General features: G+C 45.7%; 20 protein-coding genes. 9 read left to right on the top strand and 11 right to left on the bottom strand.

All coding sequences use genetic code 11. The features are described from left to right. Positions 1–3: 3 nt before the first annotated feature. The 6 genes from AC3FZD_RS06975 to AC3FZD_RS06950 form a co-directional block, all read right to left on the bottom strand. On the bottom strand, positions 4–447 hold the full coding sequence (locus tag AC3FZD_RS06975; RefSeq protein WP_488739433.1) for a diacylglycerol kinase family protein: 444 nt from the start codon (positions 445–447) through the stop codon (positions 4–6). Between the two features lie 119 nt (positions 448–566). Further along, the gene (gene ybeY, locus AC3FZD_RS06970) at positions 567–1,067 is read right to left on the bottom strand and encodes an rRNA maturation RNase YbeY (RefSeq protein ID WP_488739432.1); all 501 of its coding nucleotides are present in this window, start codon (positions 1,065–1,067) and stop codon (positions 567–569) included. A 12-nt stretch (positions 1,068–1,079) separates the two neighbouring features. Beyond that, on the bottom strand, positions 1,080–1,271 hold the full coding sequence (locus tag AC3FZD_RS06965) for a DUF3285 domain-containing protein (protein ID WP_488739431.1): 192 nt from the start codon (positions 1,269–1,271) through the stop codon (positions 1,080–1,082). 370 nt (positions 1,272–1,641) lie between these two features. Further along, positions 1,642–2,808 (bottom strand): aminotransferase class V-fold PLP-dependent enzyme, encoded by a 1,167-nt coding sequence (locus AC3FZD_RS06960; RefSeq protein ID WP_488739430.1) that lies wholly within the window; start codon positions 2,806–2,808, stop codon positions 1,642–1,644. A gap of 29 nt (positions 2,809–2,837) precedes the next feature. Then, positions 2,838–4,457 carry a class I SAM-dependent methyltransferase gene (locus AC3FZD_RS06955; protein ID WP_488739429.1) on the bottom strand — a complete coding sequence of 540 codons (1,620 nt, stop codon included), beginning with the start codon at positions 4,455–4,457 and terminating at the stop codon, positions 2,838–2,840. Positions 4,458–4,472: 15 nt separating this feature from the next. Further along, a complete protein-coding gene (locus tag AC3FZD_RS06950; RefSeq protein ID WP_488739428.1) occupies positions 4,473–7,316 on the bottom strand; it encodes a response regulator in 2,844 nt (947 codons plus the stop codon). Positions 7,317–7,470: 154 nt separating this feature from the next. Between AC3FZD_RS06950 and AC3FZD_RS06945 the strand changes: the two genes are divergently transcribed. Further along, entirely contained in the window at positions 7,471–9,033 is a 1,563-nt protein-coding gene (locus AC3FZD_RS06945) for a TM0106 family RecB-like putative nuclease (protein ID WP_488739427.1), read from the top strand. On the opposite strand, the gene AC3FZD_RS06940 is transcribed toward AC3FZD_RS06945, so the two are convergent. Next, positions 8,917–9,423 (bottom strand): GNAT family N-acetyltransferase, encoded by a 507-nt coding sequence (locus tag AC3FZD_RS06940; protein WP_488739426.1) that lies wholly within the window; start codon positions 9,421–9,423, stop codon positions 8,917–8,919. The genes AC3FZD_RS06945 and AC3FZD_RS06940 overlap by 117 nt on opposite strands. Positions 9,424–9,597: 174 nt before the next feature. Between AC3FZD_RS06940 and AC3FZD_RS06935 the strand changes: the two genes are divergently transcribed. The 7 genes from AC3FZD_RS06935 to metK all read left to right on the top strand — a co-directional run bounded on the left by AC3FZD_RS06935 (position 9,598) and on the right by metK (position 15,178). Further along, the gene (locus tag AC3FZD_RS06935) at positions 9,598–9,921 is read left to right on the top strand and encodes a phasin family protein (protein ID WP_488739425.1); all 324 of its coding nucleotides are present in this window, start codon (positions 9,598–9,600) and stop codon (positions 9,919–9,921) included. A 40-nt stretch (positions 9,922–9,961) separates the two neighbouring features. Next, positions 9,962–10,507, top strand: a complete 546-nt coding sequence (locus tag AC3FZD_RS06930) for an FKBP-type peptidyl-prolyl cis-trans isomerase (RefSeq protein ID WP_488739424.1) — start codon at positions 9,962–9,964, stop codon at positions 10,505–10,507. Positions 10,508–10,779: 272 nt separating this feature from the next. Beyond that, the gene (gene psbZ, locus AC3FZD_RS06925) at positions 10,780–10,968 is read left to right on the top strand and encodes a photosystem II reaction center protein PsbZ (protein ID WP_318701533.1); all 189 of its coding nucleotides are present in this window, start codon (positions 10,780–10,782) and stop codon (positions 10,966–10,968) included. A gap of 95 nt (positions 10,969–11,063) precedes the next feature. Continuing rightward, positions 11,064–11,555 (top strand): 6,7-dimethyl-8-ribityllumazine synthase, encoded by a 492-nt coding sequence (gene ribH, locus AC3FZD_RS06920; RefSeq protein ID WP_488739423.1) that lies wholly within the window; start codon positions 11,064–11,066, stop codon positions 11,553–11,555. A gap of 232 nt (positions 11,556–11,787) precedes the next feature. Then, positions 11,788–12,912 carry a 30S ribosomal protein S1 gene (locus AC3FZD_RS06915; protein ID WP_488739422.1) on the top strand — a complete coding sequence of 375 codons (1,125 nt, stop codon included), beginning with the start codon at positions 11,788–11,790 and terminating at the stop codon, positions 12,910–12,912. A gap of 30 nt (positions 12,913–12,942) precedes the next feature. Next, a complete protein-coding gene (locus tag AC3FZD_RS06910) occupies positions 12,943–13,767 on the top strand; it encodes an HAD family hydrolase (RefSeq protein WP_488739421.1) in 825 nt (274 codons plus the stop codon). 154 nt (positions 13,768–13,921) lie between these two features. Further along, positions 13,922–15,178, top strand: coding sequence for a methionine adenosyltransferase (gene metK, locus AC3FZD_RS06905; protein WP_488739420.1), 1,257 nt, complete (start codon positions 13,922–13,924; stop codon positions 15,176–15,178). A gap of 37 nt (positions 15,179–15,215) precedes the next feature. Here the strand turns inward: metK and AC3FZD_RS06900 are convergent, their stop codons facing one another. The 3 genes from AC3FZD_RS06900 to AC3FZD_RS06890 all read right to left on the bottom strand — a co-directional run bounded on the left by AC3FZD_RS06900 (position 15,216) and on the right by AC3FZD_RS06890 (position 17,363). Further along, on the bottom strand, positions 15,216–15,815 hold the full coding sequence (locus tag AC3FZD_RS06900) for a Uma2 family endonuclease (protein WP_488739419.1): 600 nt from the start codon (positions 15,813–15,815) through the stop codon (positions 15,216–15,218). Between the two features lie 79 nt (positions 15,816–15,894). Continuing rightward, a complete protein-coding gene (locus AC3FZD_RS06895) occupies positions 15,895–16,809 on the bottom strand; it encodes a class I SAM-dependent methyltransferase (RefSeq protein ID WP_488739418.1) in 915 nt (304 codons plus the stop codon). Positions 16,810–16,877: 68 nt separating this feature from the next. Continuing rightward, positions 16,878–17,363 carry a GNAT family N-acetyltransferase gene (locus tag AC3FZD_RS06890; protein WP_488739417.1) on the bottom strand — a complete coding sequence of 162 codons (486 nt, stop codon included), beginning with the start codon at positions 17,361–17,363 and terminating at the stop codon, positions 16,878–16,880. 41 nt (positions 17,364–17,404) lie between these two features. Here AC3FZD_RS06890 and AC3FZD_RS06885 point away from each other — a divergent pair, with 41 nt between their 5' ends. Further along, positions 17,405–18,433, top strand: a complete 1,029-nt coding sequence (locus AC3FZD_RS06885; RefSeq protein ID WP_488739416.1) for an AEC family transporter — start codon at positions 17,405–17,407, stop codon at positions 18,431–18,433. Here AC3FZD_RS06885 and AC3FZD_RS06880 read toward each other — a convergent pair. Further along, positions 18,430–19,449 (bottom strand): Gfo/Idh/MocA family protein, encoded by a 1,020-nt coding sequence (locus AC3FZD_RS06880; protein WP_488739415.1) that lies wholly within the window; start codon positions 19,447–19,449, stop codon positions 18,430–18,432. The two genes, AC3FZD_RS06885 and AC3FZD_RS06880, sit on opposite strands and share 4 nt — an antisense overlap. Between the last annotated feature and the right edge of the window lie 252 nt (positions 19,450–19,701).

Genomic DNA, 19,701 nt, shown 5'->3' with positions numbered 1-19,701 from the left:
CCGTTAAGAGAACAGGAGAAGCATTTTAGGCAATAGTAGAATCACTCCTACCAGAATTGAGGCGATCGCCGAGATCAAAACCGCACCAGCCGCACAATCTTTAGCAATTTTCGCCAACTCATGATAGTTTTGTTCTACCGTTAAATCTACCACGGCCTCTAAAGCCGTATTGAGCAACTCTAGCACCAAAACCAAACAAATCATCACCGCCAAAATGGCCGCTTCCACCGCATTGACATGCAACAGAGATCCGAGCATCATCACCAAACTTGCACAGATCACATGGATGCGAAAATTTCTCTGCGTCCTAAAAGCATAAGTCACTCCAGCCCAAGCATACTTAAAACTGGTAAGTAAGTTCTCCGCCACATGCCAAGATAAGTTACGATTAGCCACCCTTGAGGAATGGGTCGATTCAACGGTTGAAATAGAGAGTTTACTGGACATAAGGTTCACCATAATTGAGGGCAAAGCTGGGGATCTGTCTATATTTGCTTTCGTTGGATTCTGTTATCTGTAGAGCAACCCAGGCCATCAGCAAAAACTGAATTCACCATGAGGTTAACTCATCTCATCGCAGTTGACATCCCCTCACGGTTGCCCAACTCTAAACCCACCTGCTCCAGCAGAGACACTTGTTTGTCCCACATCGCCTCTAAACTGGCTTCATCGGGATGATCCCAACCCAACAAATGCAGTAAACCATGGGCAGCCAGCCAAGCGAGTTCTATCGTTTCTGAATGGCCCTGTTGTTGAGCCTGATCCCTAGCCATCTCTACCGAAACGATCATATCCCCTAAGTATAAGGGGTCTTCGCTCTCTGGCAGAAGAGGGGTATCAGTCTCTAGAGCAGCAAAGGCTAAGACATCCGTAGGTCGATCTTGCTGGCGATATTGACTATTGAAGCTCTGAATCTCCTGATTATCGGTTAAGCGTAAACTGAGTTCATAGGCAGGAGCTGGAGGAAGATCGAGATTCTCTAGCCATGTACAAAACCATTGATGCAAGAGTTCTGGCGTAACCGGAGACTCAGGGATAGTGATGTCAATATTAACTTCAACATCCATAGAGCAATTCTCCTATCGAGTGAGGTAAGAAAGTCCCACCAACAAACCCAAGAGTGCAAGGGTTGTCAGGGCAAAATGGGTTAAGGATTTTCCTCCTTTACGCACCATGTTCCTCATCGCTAGTTTCACGTAGCTGGCTTGAGGTTCTTCTGGGGAGGTTTTGGGTTCCTCGGCAGGGATAAGAGAGGTTTCTGGTTCAGTCATATCAAGGCTATTGAAGTTTCTTCTTTCAACTGTAACAGTTTTGTTACAGTTTTAGAGATTTTCTCTAGTGATTTAATTTTTATGTAAACTTACGGATTGACTTGATGGGATATTGAAGAAAACTTGACAGAATCTTGTTGTGTCTTCCCTTGTTCCTTACCGATTCTTCATCTGCTATGGGATAACCTGAAGAGGATAGCAGGGTCTATCGCTTGGAGGAAGCAAGTACCGTGAAGTCCCAACAATTGATATTAGCTCTAATCCTGTTATGTTTGCGATTGTCGCTGACGGGTTGTACGATGCGACCTGTAACCAATGCGACTCCTCTAACACCAGGAAGACGCAGATCCGATCGCAATATTTGTTTACCCTACTTACAACCTTGTGCGATCGCCGCCACCAGTCGCTCAATTTCCCCAACTTCGGTAAAATAGTGAACACAAGCCCGGACACAGTTGGGATTCAGGATCGTTCTCACCATCAGGTTTTGCGCTTCTAAAGCACTGACGAGTTGCTCGTGTTTGCCGCTTTCGAGTTGGAAGGAAATTAAACCCGATTCTGGGGGCGCTGTTCGCAGTCGATGCACTTGGGGGATTTGTCCCAACTTACCCCAGAGTATAGCACTGAGTTTACAGATTTGATCGTAGCGCTGTTGAGCTGTACCCCAGGATTGATGAAAGGAAATGGACTCCCGCAGTCCTGCGAGTAGAGGATACGCAGAGGTTGCGACCTCATAGCGTCGGCCGTCGGGTTTCCATCCCTTGGGTTGGCCGGTGGTGGTGGTGAGAATGCCACGCCAACCGATATAGGTGGGATTCAGGGTTTCTAAGGCTTCTGGACGCATGTATAAACCGCCTAATCCTTCCGGGCCACACCACCATTTATGACCGGTAAAGGCATAAAAATCTACTCCATCGTCCGTTAAATTGAGGGGTAAAGAGCCGACGGATTGAGCAGCATCGACTAAAATTTGAGTGTTGGGATTTTGCGATCGCACTTGCTCTACAATTTCCTTTTGCGGCAACACTTGACCGGTATTCCAGAGCAGATGGCTGATAATCACCAGTTTAGTGTTAGGTTGGACTCGACTGGCGATCGCCTCTACCGGGTTCCCTTCATTCAGCGTTTCCAAAACTGGACAAGTGGAGAGCGAAACCCCAAACCGACGGCCAATTTCTTGAGCTGCGGCAATAATTCCCGGATGCTCGCAATCACTCAATAGAATATGATCTCCCGCTTTCCAGGGAATTCCCCACAGGGCAATATTACATCCCATGGACACATTTTCTGTGAGGGTAATACAACTAGGGGGAACCTGAAGTTCAGCCGCAATAACTTCCCTGGTTGCCTGCAATTCTTGAGCCACCCAATCCCCCACCCCATGGGAAAATGGCCCCAGATTTTGAATGTGGCGATAGGAGTTAAAAATAGCTTCTAGTGCTGATTCCGGCAGCGGCCCTTGACCGCCATAATTAAAGTATCCTTTATTCTTCAGAGCTGTAAGTTGTTGCCGATGTTCCGTTAGATTCATAATCAATTAAAAATCAAAAATGGGAGAGGGTATGTTCATAATAAGTTAGCCAGAATCCAATCGCAAAGGGTATGAATTTTTCCTTGGGAATCAAGAATCTCAATTTTCAGGCGATAATGCTCCGGTTGCATCTCTTCTGGATAATAAAATTGGGCGATCCAGCCACTATAACCATAATCCACTTTTCCCCAATATTGGGCTACATCTGGACGTAAACAAGAAGGTAAGCAGCGCTGTTTCAGTGTGCCATTGAGGAAAATTTGGATATCTTTAATGGTGAGATCGGAGTCTAAGACAACCACCCATCCTTCTAATTCTAAAATTACCCCTTTGGCATCAACAGCCGGTTTAAGGGTAGCACGGTCAAGATGGGATTGAATATTATTAGACCCAATATTATCTAACAGTTTGGAGCGCCACCAATTGGATTGAGACTCGATCGCCTGTTTCCAAGAAGTTGGTACTGCCTTCTGAGCGGGTATCCCATCAAGTAATAAGGTTTTCATCCAGTTTAAGTAAATAATCCGTTCTTTCTGGCGATCGCTCACGGACTTAATCATCAGGATACCCGTTTCTAAATCCACTTCCTCCGGTAAACTGAACCCACACCACCATCCAGATTTTTCCGTCCATTGCGGATTGATTCCCAACACTTGTGCCGCTTTTGGAGAAGGCATTGAGGGGATGCATCTTTGTAGCAATTGATTACCCCCTTTTCCTTTCCACCACACTTGAATTTCTGCTACCCCATGATCCGGTTGCACAATGGCGCTCCATCCCTGCAAGAAAAATCGCCCCTGAGCATCCATAAAATAGCTCTCTAGAGCGCCTTTAGGGGTAAAATCGATTTTTAAGTCAGAAAAGTCGCGATCCGGGGTTTTAACCACTACATACAAGTCTTGCAGGGTAAACGCTCTGGGAAAGCGAGCAGAAGAGACTCGATCGCCCATAGAAGCGGCGATCGCCCCCTTAACAAACTCCTCCGTCACCCAACTTGAACCATATTCCGCCCGATCTAGAGATTGACTTTCGCTTTGCTCCACAAATAAAATCCCCGATTCCGGCATTTCATAACCGGGGGGTTTCACGGCTTTATCATGAACACTAAACAACAATAAACCACCGGGTAGCAATAAATGATCTAAACGACTTAACCATTGGACAAACCGATCTTCCGGCAAGTGACTAAACAAAGAATAAACCACAATACAATTAAATTTTTCCTCACAGTGATAACTGCTCGGATCGACCACAGAATAAATCCCATGCACCCCTAACTCTTGGGAAACAAAATTAACTGCATTGGTATAAATATCCGAAGCCCAAACCTTTTCTTTCTCCAGTTTTTCTACCCAAAATCGCGTTAAGCGTCCATACCCACAGGCAAACTCTAAAAAACGGTCTATCTTATGCCAACCCTGATGATGCCATTGAATGACCTGATCCACGCGATCGACAATTTCCTGAGCTGACTTAAAATAAGCTAAAACAGCTTGCTCTTTTTGCCCTTGATAACTTTGTGCATCGAGCAAAAACAGCAGCATCTCATCTTGGGGATGAATGGGGATATTTAGAGCATTATAGCCCGAAAACCAATCGGCCAAGTATTCCCGCACTAAGGCATAAGTAGATGGTTGAATATTTTGATTGTTCATCGATCAATAATAGACTTATTGCTTTTGTTGTTCTAATACCGATTTGACATGATTAAATTCTACTTCAATTTGGGCAATTTTCTGTCCTAATTGCACCAAACTAGCGGTTTTCGCCTCCGCTTCTAAATCTCGGCATAAGTTCGCCAAAGCCTTAGCGCCAAAGGTTCGAGAACTCCCCTTAAGGGTATGAGCTTTAATCGTTAAAGTTTCCGTATCTTGTTTTTGGGCGGACTGCTTCATCTCTTCCAGGATTTTGGGCACATCTCCCAAAAATTGATCGATCAAGTCGCTAAAAAATTCTGGATCATCTTCGCTATCTAACTCATCGCGCAGGCGATTAAATGTTTGCCAATCTAAACTTTCTTCTCTGCCGGGATTCATCGCCAAATTTAACTTCACGGGGGCGGATATGCTCTGCATTTCTTGTAGTTTACTTTTAGCTCTCTCTAAGGCAGCTTGTAGGGCTTCTGCTTTCACCGGTTTACTGACATAATCATCCATCCCTGCTTCTAAACATTGCCATTGATTTCCATCAACAGCTCCGGCTGTCATGGCGATAATATGGGGACGCTGGGAAGGCTGCCAATTTTGACAGATATATCGGGTGGCTTCTAGGCCATCCATTTCTGGCATTTGTACATCCATTAAAATGATATGATAAAATTGCCGTTGCAGAGCATCTATCACTTCTAAGCCATTACTAACGACATCGACGCGATAACCTAAACGGTCTAACATTTTAATGGCAACTTTTTGATTGACACTATTATCTTCAGCTAGAAGAATCCGGAGATGATAAATTGATGAATCTTCAGCATAATTTTCCAGATTTGCCGGTTTAAACTGCGAATTGAAGGGTTCAGATTTACTTACCGGAGACAAGGGTGGTTGATGGGTATTTTCTATCGCCTCTGTAGGTTGAGTATTTGCAGGATTCGATATCCATTCTATGGTCGAGTTATGGTTATCTCCTGTCCGTCCCGCGCACAGACTGATTAAAATTCGGTAAAGTTGAGAGAGTTTAATCGGTTTAGAAAGGGTCGAATCAAATTTTTCTTGGCAAGACTTGTTGATTATGCCGCTAAAGGTGAGTAAAATTAAGGGCAAAGAGTCGCGATCGCGGTATTGTCGAATTTGAGCGACTAAATCCTCTAAGGATGCCTCTAAAGGGGGCGTTCCAATCACCGCCACATCGAAGGGAATAGAGCGCTTCATCCAATTGATGACCTCTTCTGGTTTACTCAGCTCTAAACTATTCATACCCCACCGTTGGGCATGGTCTTTTAAAATTCTACGATTGGTTGGTGAAGGATCGACCACTAACAGTCTCTTCTCCCGTAGCTGAGGTTGACTATTGCGTAAATGAATGGGAATGGGCGATTGCGCCCCTTCCGCCACAATGGTAAAGTGAAACTGTGCCCCTTGTCCTTCTTCACTCTCGACCCACATTTTACCGCCCATTAACTCACTTAAGCGCTTACAAATAGATAAGCCTAAACCCGTTCCTCCATAGCGACGGGTAGTGGAAGCATCCACCTGGGAAAAGGACTGAAAGAGCTTGCTTTGTAACTTTTTAGCAATGCCAATTCCCGTATCTTTAACGGTAAATTGGACTTCATAAGAAACTTTCTGGGCTGGATTGGGAATGAGACTCGGAGAGCCTCCTATGCGACTTGATTTAACTTGTACGCAAACCTCCCCTTCTTTGGTAAATTTAACCCCATTGCCAATGAGATTCACCAGAATTTGCCGCAAGCGGGTAATATCGCCAATCAAAGCATGGGGCGTTTGGGGATCGATTTCATAGGCTAAATTGAGACTTTTTTCGGCAGCATGGGCGCTTAATAATTCTAGGGATTCTTCGACACATTCATATAGATCAAAAGGCTGGATTTCTAACTCCAGTTTACCGGCTTCAATTTTCGAGAAATCCAATATATCATTAATAATCGTCAGCAACGATTGACCGCTACTGCGAATGGTTTCCACATATTCTAATTGTTCTTCATCCAGTTCTGTATCCAATAACAACCCAGTCATGCCTAATACTCCATTCATAGGCGTGCGGATTTCATGACTCATGACCGCTAAAAAGTCAGATTTAAGCCGGGTAGCAGATTGAGCTTCTTCTAATGCCAGATCCAGAGCCATATTTTTGGCTCGCAGTTCTTGGGTAATCTTGGTTTTTTCCTGTTCCGCTAATTTGATAGCTCTGATATAATCTCGGATTTGGTGAAGTCCGGGATAAAAAATTAAGGCCCCTTCCAAGAACAGAACAATTAAGCTTAAACCAAATAGGGCCAATTGCACTTGGCGAGCGGTATTTAAATCAATGGGAGTCTGAGTATACCACTGGTTAAGGATCTCTAAATTCAGGCGATCGCAACTTTCCCCTTGCTCCCGTACCTGCTCCCCAGAGGCACGAGGATTAGCTTCTGCATTCACCAGAGTTTCTGTCAAGTTCCCGATTTGCCCATAACAAGCCTCTATCTTTTCCCAAGTTGCCTCTAAACCTTCAATGTTAACTCCACCTGCTAATCGCTCCTGGCTGAGGCTCTCATACAAAGCATTCCATTGTTGACGAACCCGAACTAAATCTTCTACGTTAGGGGGTTGCTCTGAAGCCATAAACTCCTGACTAACCGTAAATGCTTCTTCAGTCACCTCTGTAGTTAAACGACCATAATTCTCCATCAACTCTAGAAAGCGACTAGAGCGAATCTGTTGTTTGAGGGTACGCTGGATCAAAATTTGACTCGACATCGACAACAGAGCCACAATGCCCAAAGACGCTAAGGAAAGAATGGCTAAACGCCGGATGGAGGGGCGAGACATTTCTGGGTTAGAAGAATCATCCATGTTGCGATTCACGGCACTTTAAGGGTTAATCTAAGGCAATCTTTCAAGATCGAGGGACAATAGAAGGTAACTATAGGATGGGAAAACTGTATCCCAGTGAATTCTATCCTCACCCTTTCCTATCCTATGACAGGTTTTTGTTAGTCTAATCATCATGCTGTTGACTGCCCAATTATTACTGGATTACCAACGCTGTCATCGTCGAGCGTTTCTGGATGTGTACGGGGACGATCGCCAACGAGATCCTCCGAGCGACTATCTGTTGAAATTAAGACAGGATAGTTCCGCCTACCAAAAAACGATCCTTGCCCATCATTCCTATCATAAACCACAGTATGCTCGCGGCAATTGGCAAGAAGGAACATTAGCCACCCTGGCTCTGATGGGAGAAGGGGTAGAAGTTATTTATCAGGGTGTTCTCTGGCTGGAGGAATCGGATTTAGCCTTTCTGGATCTGCCCCATTTATTGCCTGAGCCAATGGCCAAATTCTCTTTTTTGAGCCATCCGACTTTATGGGTAAAAACGCCTGGAGAATCTATTTTTGGCCCCTGGAAATATACTCCGGTCGAGATAAAATGGGGGAAACGCCCGAAGCGAGAATATCAAATGGTCTCGGTGTTTCATGCTTGGATTTTAAGTCAAATCCAAGGAGAATGGCCCGATCGAGGGGAATTGATTTTAAGGGAGCGATCGCCTTATAAAGTAGATTTAGTGCGTCTTTGGCCCGACTTTGAAACCCTACTCAGACAAATCGTGACCCTGCTCCTAGAGTCTAAGGAACCGGAAGTGTTTATCAGTCGGCAAAAATGCAGTCTTTGTCAATGGTTGACCCATTGTCATCAAGTGGCTCAAGCCCAAAATCATCTTTCCCTCATTCCCGGAATTACACCCAAACGTTATGAGCGTCTCCAGGAACTGGGGCTAACGTCCCTAGAGTCCTTAGCGACCGAATCTTTGCCTGATTTAGCGCCCGAATTTGGGACTCAGGTGAGCCAGCAAATCATCCGTCAAGCGCAATCGAGTTTAGAACAACGGGCGATCGCCCTCAAACCCTGGAATCCCCAAGATTTTCCCATTACTCCCGTTGAACTCTATTTTGATATCGAAACCGAACCGGACTTAAATCTAGAATATCTCTTTGGAGTTTTGGTCATCGATCGTACGGCGCAGCGCTCCCGGTTTTATCCTTTTTTAGCCCAGTCTCCAGAGGATCAAGAACGAATGTGGCAAAACTTTCTGGAACTGGTGAATCGCTATCACCCCATGCCCATTTTCCATTTTTGCGAATACGAAGTCAAAGCCGTCAGCGCCTTAGCCCAACGGTTTGGCACACCCCAATCCGAATTAAAACCCCTGATCCGGCGCTTTGTAGACATCCACGAACGGGTAACTCGGTTCGTCACCCTACCCATTGAAAGCTATGCCCTAAAAACCATCGCTCGATGGATGGGATTTGAATGGCGAGATCAGAGTGCCAGTGGAGCGCAAACGGTTTATTGGTATGATCAATGGCTCAAAAGCGGCGATCGCACCTTCTTAGACCGGATTCTCTCCTATAACGAAGATGACTGTCGAGCCACCTATCATGTCAAAGACTGGTTAGTGTCTTTCCTCCGACAAATGCCGTCCCCAAATCAACAAATCCCGCTTCAGTCCGTCCATATTGGCAATTTCGGGCAAATGGCCCCAACAGTCAAATCCCTGTTTCTGGAATAGGGAAATACTCGGTTGATTGTGGGAAAAAATCAAGGCCACTAAGCTCGTTAAGCCCAAACCTGGCCCGGAGGCAATCGCCTGGGTTAACAACTCCCGGCCAATGCCTTGACGGTGAAATCCCGGATCGATGTAAATACTCACCTCTGCCGTCCCTCGATAGGCAGGACGACCATTTAAAAAATCATTCAAACTCAGCCATCCCACAATCTGGTTATCGATCTCCTTAACCCAAAGGGGCCGGGAGCTTGGAGAATGGTCTTGATACCAGGGTAGACGACTTTCAACGGAAATCGGCACAAGATCGGCTGTTGCCAGACGACAAGGAACAGAAGCGTTGTAAATTTCAACTATTTTCGGTAAATCAGCTTCACGGGAATATCTGATGGTCATGCCAAACAAGAATTTAGGCTACCCAAACGGGAGGAAAATGTCAGAGAGCAGTATAACCGATGGAGAGAAATTCAAGGTTAAGATCAATACAGAATTAAATCCCATGGGTCAGATCCCGGCCAAGTTCGGGAACTCATTCCCAGGGTAAAATCGTTCAACTCAACAACCAACCCTATGGATAACAATAATTTGATTAATCAATTGCTGATGCTTGGAGTAGGAACTACTTCTATTGTGGCCGAAAAGCTCAGAGAAGCCAGCGAAGAATGGGTGAAAAACGGTACAATCCCCCCAGATCAGGCAAAAAACATGATGGATGACCTGGTAGACAAGCTCAAAACCGAGCAAGGAAGCTTTGACGAACAGTTTCAACGCCAACTGCGGAATTTATTAATGGATTTGGGCGTTCCCCGTCAAGCCGAGATGGATGAGTTGCGGGGAAGGCTAGACCGATTGGAGCGCCAAGTGCGAGACTTGGAAAATAAACTTTGGCGTTAATGGCGCTATTGAATCGACGATCGCATGGAGGACAGTTTAAGTGAAAGAAATTTGGATTACTTTTGGGGTAATGGTTACCTGTGCCGTAGTTTTGGTAGCGGTTCAACTGTTTAGTTCACCCAGTGAGGCTAATGCTGCTAAGGTATCAGAGGTTTCCCCTCCGGGAATCACTGAAATGACTAATCAAGGAGCAACTCAACTGATGGCTAGTGCCGAGAATAGCAGTGAAAATTTAGCCCCCGCAGAAGCGACAATGACTCCATCGGGTCTCAAGTATGTGGATCTGGTGGTGGGAGAAGGAAAAAGCCCAGAAAAAGGGAATAAAGTGACGGTTCATTATACGGGAACCTTGGAAAATGGGAAAAAATTCGATAGTTCCCGCGATCGTAACAGCCCCTTTACCTTTACCATTGGCGTTGGCCAAGTGATCAAAGGCTGGGATGAAGGGGTAATGTCCATGAAAGTCGGTGGACGCAGAACCCTCACTATCCCCCCAGACTTAGGCTACGGAGCCAGAGGCGCAGGCGGTGTCATTCCCCCCAATGCGACCTTGATTTTTGATGTGGAACTCTTGGAGGTTAAGTAACTCCCTTGTCTGATGGGGAGAGGATTTTATCCCTTTTTTCAAAAGTTGACGTTTAATAATAGGATAAAAACCCCCTATCTCCCCATCTCCCTATCCCCCCATCCCCCCATCGCCGACATGAATGAGGCGAGAATGAAAACTCCCTGTTTAAAAAAGGGGATCTTAACCTCTGCGATCGAAGCAGAAACGGCGATCCCGTATAATGCACTATAGTAAAACAAAAGCCATCCCTGGCTAAATCCATTTGCTTGCTCGTGTTAGGAGAACATATCATGTCAATTCTGTTTCAACTATCCTTATTTGCTTTAGTTCTTTTATCCTTCGTTTTAGTGGTGGCTGTTCCGGTTGCCTATGCTCTGCCCCAAAACTGGGAACAATCTAAACCCCTGCTTTACGTTGGTTCTGGCTTCTGGGCGGCTTTGGTTGTCCTGGTTGGCATCTTGAATTTTTTTGTAGTCTAAGCTTCTGAGCATGGGTCAATCCTTAGTTATTCTTGACACTAATGGTTGACCCTCCCTAGAGATCGCCCTTTTTTACCGTGCGAAGCACTATAACTATGACCGTTTTTGAGGGAACATTTACCCAAACCGAGGGATTGCGGTTTGCTATTATTATTGGCCGGTTTAATGATCTGGTAACCGGAAAGTTGCTGACTGGGTGTCAAGATTGCTTGAAAAGACATGGGGTAGATATCGATCCCAATGGGACTCAAGTGGATTATATCTGGGTTCCGGGGAGTTTTGAGATCCCCTTAGTGGCTCGGCAAATGGCGATCGCCAAACAATACGATGCTATTATTTGTTTGGGAGCCGTGATCCGAGGCGATACCCCCCATTTTGACTATGTGTCGGCTGAAGTGGCCAAAGGCATTGCTGCTGCGGGATTTCAAACCGGAGTGCCTGTGATCTTTGGTATCCTTACCACCGATACCCTACAACAAGCCCTAGAAAGGGCAGGAATTAAAAGTAACCTGGGTTGGAATTATGCCATGAATGCCCTAGAAATGGCCACCCTCATGCGACAAATCCCTGGCACTCAATCTGCCTAGTGGTTTTTACTTATATTTCTTTCCTTTTCCCCTCAACTGATTTTTTAGACTAGGGGACTGGTATTGAAGTGCAAAAATAGGGTATTATAGAATGTCTGTGTTATAAGCAGATTGGGTTAGGCTCAGGTGCATACCAGAGAGTAACCCTATAGAGGTTTGGAGGCTGCGAAAATGCGTCCCCACTGTAAACCCCAGCAAAAGATACGGAGATAATTACTAGGAAATCATTCGCATGGTCAATCAGGAATTAACGGCTACAGACATTGGTTTTACCCACGAAGATTTTGCGGCACTGCTCGATAAATATGACTATCATTTTAGCCCTGGCGATACCGTAGCTGGTACGGTATTCAGTCTGGAGCCAAGGGGCGCTCTGATTGACATCGGCGCGAAAACCGCAGCATATATTCCTATTCAGGAAATGTCTATTAATCGCATCGATGCTCCCGATGAAGTCTTACAGTCTAATGAAACCCGTGAGTTCTTCATTCTCACCGATGAAAATGAAGATGGACAACTGACCCTCTCCATTCGCCGCATAGAATATATGAGAGCGTGGGAAAGAGTCCGGCAACTGCAAGCAGAAGATGCCACCGTCCGGGCCCAGGTATTCGCTACGAACCGGGGGGGAGCGCTAGTCAGAATTGAAGGACTACGGGGCTTTATTCCCGGCTCCCATATTAGCACTCGCAAACCCAAAGAAGATTTAATGGGCGAAGAATTGCCCCTAAAATTCTTGGAAGTGGATGAAGATCGCAATCGTCTGGTTCTCAGCCATAGAAGAGCGCTGGTAGAACGGAAGATGAACCGCCTAGAAGTGGGCGAGGTGGTCTTAGGGATGGTTCGCGGTCTCAAGCCTTATGGGGCTTTCATCGATATCGGCGGAGTCAGTGGTCTGCTGCATATTTCTGAGATTTCCCACGATCATATCGACACTCCCCACAGTGTATTCAATGTCAATGATGAGATCAAAGTGATGATTATTGACTTGGATGCAGAGCGGGGGCGGATTTCCCTGTCTACCAAGCAATTGGAACCGGAACCAGGGGACATGGTGAAGAATCCCGATTTGGTTTACGATAAAGCTGAAGAAATGGCGGAGCGCTATCGTCAGAAACTCCGCGCTCAGGCTGAAGGGATTGAACTGCCGGAAGAAGGTGCTAAAGCAACGGCTGAAACACCTGTGGAGGAAGCAGTTGAAGGAACAACAGAGGCTCCAGAAGCTTCCGTTGAGCCGGTAGAAAATGGGGAAGAAGTGCCAGCAGAACCCCAGGATGAGGCCCCAGTAGTCGAATCATCGGAACCGGAAGAGACTTCATTAGAAGCCCCAGAGGAAGAGTTAGCTGCTGCTGAATAGAAGCCAAGGGAGGAGCTATGAGACCCTGGTATGGGTGGGCTAGTCCCACCCAACTTGTTGTTTGTGAAATTAGGATCGGGGGAAGTGCCAGGTTTGGATGTGCGAAGCGGAAGTGGGGTGACCATTGTCTGTAATGATCGCCAGTTTGAAAATATTAGGGCTATTCTCTTTGATAAGGATGGAACTCTAGCCCATTCAGAACCCTATTTACGCCATCTGGCTCAACGGAGAGCGCGGTTAATCGATGCCCAAATTCCTGGCGTGGGTGAACCCCTACTGATGGCCTTTGGGGTAGATGAATGGGGATTTAACCCGGCTGGGTTAACGGCTGTGGGCAGTCGCCAAGAAAATAAAATAGCGGCGGCGGCCTATATTGCCGAAACTGGACGCAGTTGGCTGGAATCGTTAGAAATCGTTGCCCAAGCCTTCGAGGAAGCTGACCAGGTGATGCAAAATAAGGCTAAGGAAACGGTGGTATTTCCTGGAGTGGCTGAAGGATTTGACCATTTGCGGCGATCGCATCTAAAATTAGGGGTCGTTTCTTCTGATATCCGCGAAAATATAGAAAAATTTCTCGATTTTTATCACCTAAAAGATTATATTGAAGCGATCCAAGGGGCAGAACCTCAGCTCACCAAACCCAATCCCCAAGTGTTTTGGTCAGCTTGCGAACAGTTGGGAGTCCCCCCCCAGCAGGCTTTGATGGTGGGTGATTCTCCAGGAGATTTTACCATGGCTCGCCGAGCCAACGCCGCCGGAACCATTGGTATATCTTGGGGATGGAGTAGATCGCCCAATTTAGACCAAGCGGATGTCATTATCTCTAAATTAGACGAAATACAAGTCATCAGTTAAATTGGAATGTTAGCTAGAGTAGGAAATATTCCCCTCTACAACAATTGAATCAACCTTATGGAAACCCCGATTGGGTTTCTGTAGTATCTCTGAGCAAGAGATAAGAATCCCTTGATTCGAGTTCACCATTATTCAATAAAAGGAGACTTGATCCTTGGTTCGTCGTTATTTATTTACCTCCGAATCCGTAACTGAAGGCCATCCTGACAAAATCTGCGATCAAATCTCAGATACCATCATCGATGCTCTCTTAGCTGGAGATCCCGCCAGCCGTGTAGCGGCTGAAGTCGTCGTCAATACCGGATTAGTGCTTATTACTGGTGAAATTACCTCCCAAGCCCAAGTCAATTATATTGATTTGGCGCGGCAAAAAATTGCGGAAATTGGCTATGTAGACAGCGAAGGGGGCTTTACCAGCAACAGTTGCTCGGTTCTTGTAGCCCTCGATACTCAATCCCCCGATATCGCCCAAGGGGTCGATGCTGCTGCCGAACAGCGAGAAATGTCGAGCGAAGAGCGCTGGGACTCTACGGGTGCAGGGGATCAAGGCTTAATGTTTGGGTTTGCTTGCAATGAAACCCCCGAATTAATGCCCCTACCCATTAGTTTGGCTCACCGTATGGCTCGCCGCTTGGCCGCAGTCCGCAAAACTGGGCAACTCTCCTATCTGCGCCCTGATGGTAAGACTCAGGTGACGGTTGCCTATGAAGACGGTAAACCCGTTGCTATTGATACCATATTGATTTCCACTCAACATGCAGCGACCCTGGGGGATCTAACTGATAATACGGAAATTCAGAAAAAAATTAAATCTGATCTCTGGGATGCGGTGGTGCTTCCGGTGTTTGCTGATTTAGACATTAAACCAGACAGTACAACTAAGTATTTTGTTAATCCTACTGGTAAATTTGTTGTGGGTGGCCCTCAAGGGGATGCCGGTCTAACTGGGCGTAAAATTATTGTTGATACCTATGGTGGTTATTCTCGCCATGGGGGCGGTGCATTTTCGGGTAAAGACCCCACTAAGGTAGATCGCTCTGCTGCCTACGCTTGTCGATATGCGGCTAAAAACATTGTGGCGGCTGGATTAGCAGAAAAATGTGAAGTTCAACTGAGCTATGCGATTGGGGTTGCTCGTCCCATGAGCATCATGATTGAAACTTTTGGTACAGGTAAGGTTGATGATGAGCAGTTGCTAGAAGCAGCGAAGAAAATCTTTGAATTCCGTCCGGCAGGAATTATTGAAACCTTTGGCTTGCGTACTCTTCCCCAAGAACGAGGAGGCCGTTTCTATCAGGATGTGGCGGCTTATGGTCATTTTGGCCGTAATGATTTAGATTTGCCTTGGGAGAAAACGGATAAGGTGGAATTACTTAAGGAAACTGTAGGGGCAACGGCGACGGCAGGTTAACTTGAATTCAGGTTGTAGAGTGTGTGATTAAACCACTCTACACTTGGCGAAGGCGATCGCGAAACTCCATGACGGCATCAAATTGTTCGTTGGGTTTGACGCAACGGGTTAATAGGGAGATATCTAAGTTGGGGAGCAGTTCACTTTTGGCGATCGCCTCATATCCTGTAGAACGTAAGTGATAGAGGGAAAATTTTCCCTCTTTCCATTGCCAAACTTCCTGAACGCCCAAACCTTTATAAATCTCTAATTTGTCCACCATACCGCTCGTGACCACCACTTCGATCGCCAGATCGGGGAATTCTTTCTTACCATCCAGACAATAACACTCATCGGGTTCGAGTCCTCTTTGCGCCATCTCTTTGCGAAACGTCGCCGAACCCATACCATGAAAACGAATCCGCGCTTCTTGAAAATAAGCTTCCAAAAGCATCCCAATCATCGTTTTCAGTTCTTCATGCTCTGGGGAAGTGGCCATAATTTCTAGGACTCCTTCTAAGTAACTCAGTCGCAAATTAGGAAAATCATTTCCCAGAGTGGCTAAAAAGAGTTCATATTGCCGCCAACTGACTCCTGATAAAACCAGGCGTTGTTCGACAGTGGGGAGGGTAGAAGGAGAGAGGGCGAAGGAACTCATAGACACGCTCTAGTCCTACACAAGATTAGATGATAGTTCTCTCCATGTTAACCCAATCCCCAAAATCGAGTCCTGTTTATTAGGCACATTGAGCAATAATGGTGCGATGGCGGATGGTGTTGGGTTGAATCAAGGGAGTTTTAAACCCAGCCTCGACTAAGGCTTGAGCAATATCTAGGGTGAAATATTCATCCATATAGGGTTCTGTACTTTTGAGTAAAGTAAACACATAGGGGGGCATTTTTTTGTAAACTTCTGACTGAGGATTCATGTCCATGATTGCCAAATGACCTTGGGGACGCAATATTCGCCGAGCTTCGCGGAAGATTTGATGGGTGGCGTGTTGGGGTAATTCATGGCAAATGAGGAAGAGGGAAACGAGATCGAAGGAAGCATCAGGCAGTCCAGTTTCTTCTGCACGGGCATGAATCCAACGGTTGGGGTTTTTTTGCTGGTTTTGTCTCTGTTCGGCTCGATATCCAGCTACGGCGAGGAAGTAGGGGGATAAATCGAGTCCGGTGAGGGTGGCGTTGGCATAGGTGTCTTGGAGGGCAAAGGTACTCATACCAATGCTACAGCCCACATCTAGGATATCTTGGGGGGCGGGGGTGAGCTGTTGGAGGAGGATTTGATGATAGGTTTGGCGTAAGCGTTCATCTCCTTGAGCGCCAGTATCTTTCCAGAGTTGGGCATGAACGGCTTTGGCGGCAACTTCTACTTCTAGGGCAGCTTCCCAACAGAGATTGCCTTTTTCATAAGCATGGAAGAACTGTAGATAATATTCTGGGTAGGTGATGTTGGGGTTTTGGATGGCTTGGAGTCGGGGAGTCCAATCAAGGGTTTGCAGGGTTTTGACTTCTTCTCGCCAAGGAACGCCGATTTTTTCGGCTCGTTTGATGATCATTTGCCGGGCTTGGTGTTTGGCTAAGGTGGCGAGGGGTTTAATGGAGAGAATACTGTTAATGAGGGTAGAAGTGAGTCCGGCTGTGGTCATAAAGGTATGTTTAAAAGAGAATGTACCGCTTTTTATTCTGCTGGATGGGGGACTGGGAGAATGTTAAGTTAGGTCAAGAGGGTTTTGATATAGAGGCGATCGCAGCGCGGGGTTTGGACTCCGGTTGCTCTTGTATATCCCCGGCGTTCATAGAGCCAAATGGCTTCTTGGAGAATGGAGGCAGTTTCAACCCAAATCTGTTGATAGCCTTGAGCTTGAATTCTGGATTCTAAAGACTGTAAGAGAAAAGAGCCGAGTCCTTGTCCGCGCACGGAGGGTAAAAGATACATTTTGCGAATTTCTACGGCTTTCTCTCCTTTGGAGATGGGATGATAGGCTGCTGTGCCCACCAATTGGCGATCCGATTCTATCACCCAAAATTCTCCTCCAGTTTCTAGATAGGCACTTTCGACTTCTAGAGCATCTCGATCTGTTCCTTGGGGTTCCCAAGTTAGACCATATTCAGCTAAAACAGAACTGATGAGGGTAGCAACCGATTGGCGATCTCCTGGTTGCCAATCTCGAATTAAATAGTTACGGTAAGGTTGTTCCATAGCTGTATAGATGGGTATGTTCACCGAAATTTTAAGCGATCATGACTCCCTTAGTTGAAAACTTAATCAAGCTCTATATTCCTTTAATTGGCTGGACGCTACTGGGATGGGGTATCGGTAAGTTTCTGGTTGGCACGATTTTACCTAAGAATATCAGTCCTTATTTAGGTAAAGGATTATTTCTGTTTGGTGTGCCCATTAGTATTGTGGCGTTTTTACGCAAAACGGATCTTTCGGGGGGGATTTGGATTGCACCCTTGACGGCTTGGATCGCGATCGCAGTAGGGGCTGCTTTTGCCTGGACTTGGATCGATCTGGGTGTCAGTGATGAGCGGTTGCGATCGATTGCACAGGGGTTAAATCCAGCCCTAGAAGGGCCTCAAAATGCCGCCCTCAGTACCAGTAAATGGAGTCGATCCACTCAAGGCAGTTTTATGCTGGCGATGATGTGTGGGAATACTGGATATTTAGGATTTCCTTGTGTTTTGGGCTTGGTGGGGCCAGATTATTTTGGCTGGGCCCTATTTTACGATCTCCTCGGATCGGCGATCGCCGTTTACGTGGTTGGTGTTGCTCTCGCTTCCTACTTTGGTAACAGCGATCAACAACAAGAATCTATATTACAAAGAATCTTCAAAGCCACCCGCAATAATCCCGCATTTTGGAGTCTATTATTTGGTTTAGGATTTCGCTATGTTCCCCTTCCTGAACCCATCGAAACCAGTTTATATAATGCCGCTTGGACTGTCGTGCAGATTTCTTTAGTATTAATTGGCATTAAGCTCAGTGAACTCAAAACTCTAGGTAAGCTCACAAAAGCCTCTACTTGTTTATTAATTAAAATGCTCTTAGTTCCCCTAGTGGTAGGGACAGGATTAATGTTTTTCGGCATCGATGGCCCTCCCCGATTAGTGATGGTGCTACAAATGTCTATGCCTCCTTCATTTGCCACCTTAGTAATTGCCCAAGCCTATAATTTAGACCAGGATTTAGCCGTGACGAGTCTAGCCCTTGGCTCGATTATCTTGTTATTTACTTTACCCATTTGGGTATGGTTATTTGGCGCTTAAATTTGCTCCTTCAATTGAATATTGTAAGGGGATTCATAGGCAGAATATAATAAATGATGTACCAATTGGGCAAACTCTAAATTATCGGTTCCTTGTTTTAAATGGTTTCTAAAGTCCTGAAAAACTCCTTGATAATGATTGACCATGCGGGGTTGTTCTGTGGCCAAATTAGCCAGAATACTGGACTCTCCTTGAGGATCGGTTAAGACCAGTTTTTGGCGATCGTGGTCTAAAAGCAGATCGTAGCCCGTTTTTGCAAACTGTAGATGAGTGGTTTTACTCTTAATTCCTAACCCCCAATGGGTTTCAATCCATCCTCGACCGGCACAATTACGTTCTGCTGTAGCAAACCTGAATCCAGCCTGACCATGAATATTCCCATTAGAGTCAGTTAAGTCTGGAGTAAAATAGGACTGAGTTAGTTCTAAATTGTCAAGAATTTTAGCGATTATGCTTAACGCATTTACTCCTGAATCCATCCAACTAGAAATTAAACTCTTAGCATGAGGATTTAAAGCTCCATTGACCCAATAGGGGTCATAAAAATGGGTAAAAAACCCCGTTATGGGGCCGTAATTTTCCTCTAATTTAGGTCGATGTTCTAGAAACCATAACACCTCAGCGCCAAAAGCAGCATGAAAGGCGATAACCAGAGGAACTTGAGCTTGGGAAGCTTGCTCAATTAAGGCTTCCCACTCACGTCTAGAAGCAGTAGCGGGTTTTTCTAAGAGAATCGGTTTACCCCAAGATAGCACTTCTTGAGCTACAGTATAGTGACTGGAAGAGCTGGTGGCAATGATTACAGAATCTGGGTTAACTTGCTCATATAATTGGTTAAAATCGGTAAAAGCAGGACAATGGGGATAACGATTATTCCAGGTATCGACTTTCTGGCGATCGCAATCCAGCACTCCAGCAACTGTCAAATCGTCTAGGTTATCTAAAGCTGGCCAATAATAATTCGTGACTTTACCGAGTCCAATAATTGCTAATCGAAGGCAAGGCACTTGATTCATAAGACTTGGATGTAGAAATTTATTCATTAACAATACCACTGAAGAGATAGAAAATCCGGTTGATTACCTCAATGAATTGTATGATTAAAGAATAACATCGAATGGCCAACCCCTAGAGAGGGTGAGTCCCTGTTGAATTAGTTAGTCGTCGCTATATCCTCTGTATAGACAAAAAAAATATGTTTCCTGATTTATTCAAATTATCATCCACAAATTCTCTAACATCTCAAATGCCAGAGTCTTCTAATTGTC

The organism is Roseofilum sp. KMC-1 (genome assembly GCF_057802075.1).
Note: the sequence above shows the minus strand (reverse complement) of the source record. Positions and strands in the feature narration are given on the sequence as shown.

Excerpts from the sequence above, each read along its gene's own strand:
- AC3FZD_RS06975 (WP_488739433.1), bottom strand. The coding sequence starts at position 447 with ATGTCCAGTAAACTCTCTATTTCAACCGTTGAATCGACCCATTCCTCA.
- ybeY (WP_488739432.1), bottom strand. The coding sequence starts at position 1,067 with ATGGATGTTGAAGTTAATATTGACATCACTATCCCTGAGTCTCCGGTT.
- AC3FZD_RS06965 (WP_488739431.1), bottom strand. The coding sequence starts at position 1,271 with ATGACTGAACCAGAAACCTCTCTTATCCCTGCCGAGGAACCCAAAACC.
- AC3FZD_RS06955 (WP_488739429.1), bottom strand. The coding sequence starts at position 4,457 with ATGAACAATCAAAATATTCAACCATCTACTTATGCCTTAGTGCGGGAA.
- AC3FZD_RS06950 (WP_488739428.1), bottom strand. The coding sequence starts at position 7,316 with ATGGATGATTCTTCTAACCCAGAAATGTCTCGCCCCTCCATCCGGCGT.
- AC3FZD_RS06945 (WP_488739427.1), top strand. The coding sequence starts at position 7,471 with ATGCTGTTGACTGCCCAATTATTACTGGATTACCAACGCTGTCATCGT.
- AC3FZD_RS06940 (WP_488739426.1), bottom strand. The coding sequence starts at position 9,423 with ATGACCATCAGATATTCCCGTGAAGCTGATTTACCGAAAATAGTTGAA.
- AC3FZD_RS06935 (WP_488739425.1), top strand. The coding sequence starts at position 9,598 with ATGGATAACAATAATTTGATTAATCAATTGCTGATGCTTGGAGTAGGA.
- psbZ (WP_318701533.1), top strand. The coding sequence starts at position 10,780 with ATGTCAATTCTGTTTCAACTATCCTTATTTGCTTTAGTTCTTTTATCC.
- ribH (WP_488739423.1), top strand. The coding sequence starts at position 11,064 with ATGACCGTTTTTGAGGGAACATTTACCCAAACCGAGGGATTGCGGTTT.
- AC3FZD_RS06915 (WP_488739422.1), top strand. The coding sequence starts at position 11,788 with ATGGTCAATCAGGAATTAACGGCTACAGACATTGGTTTTACCCACGAA.
- AC3FZD_RS06910 (WP_488739421.1), top strand. The coding sequence starts at position 12,943 with ATGGGTGGGCTAGTCCCACCCAACTTGTTGTTTGTGAAATTAGGATCG.
- AC3FZD_RS06900 (WP_488739419.1), bottom strand. The coding sequence starts at position 15,815 with ATGAGTTCCTTCGCCCTCTCTCCTTCTACCCTCCCCACTGTCGAACAA.
- AC3FZD_RS06895 (WP_488739418.1), bottom strand. The coding sequence starts at position 16,809 with ATGACCACAGCCGGACTCACTTCTACCCTCATTAACAGTATTCTCTCC.
- AC3FZD_RS06890 (WP_488739417.1), bottom strand. The coding sequence starts at position 17,363 with ATGGAACAACCTTACCGTAACTATTTAATTCGAGATTGGCAACCAGGA.
- AC3FZD_RS06885 (WP_488739416.1), top strand. The coding sequence starts at position 17,405 with ATGACTCCCTTAGTTGAAAACTTAATCAAGCTCTATATTCCTTTAATT.
- AC3FZD_RS06880 (WP_488739415.1), bottom strand. The coding sequence starts at position 19,449 with ATGAATCAAGTGCCTTGCCTTCGATTAGCAATTATTGGACTCGGTAAA.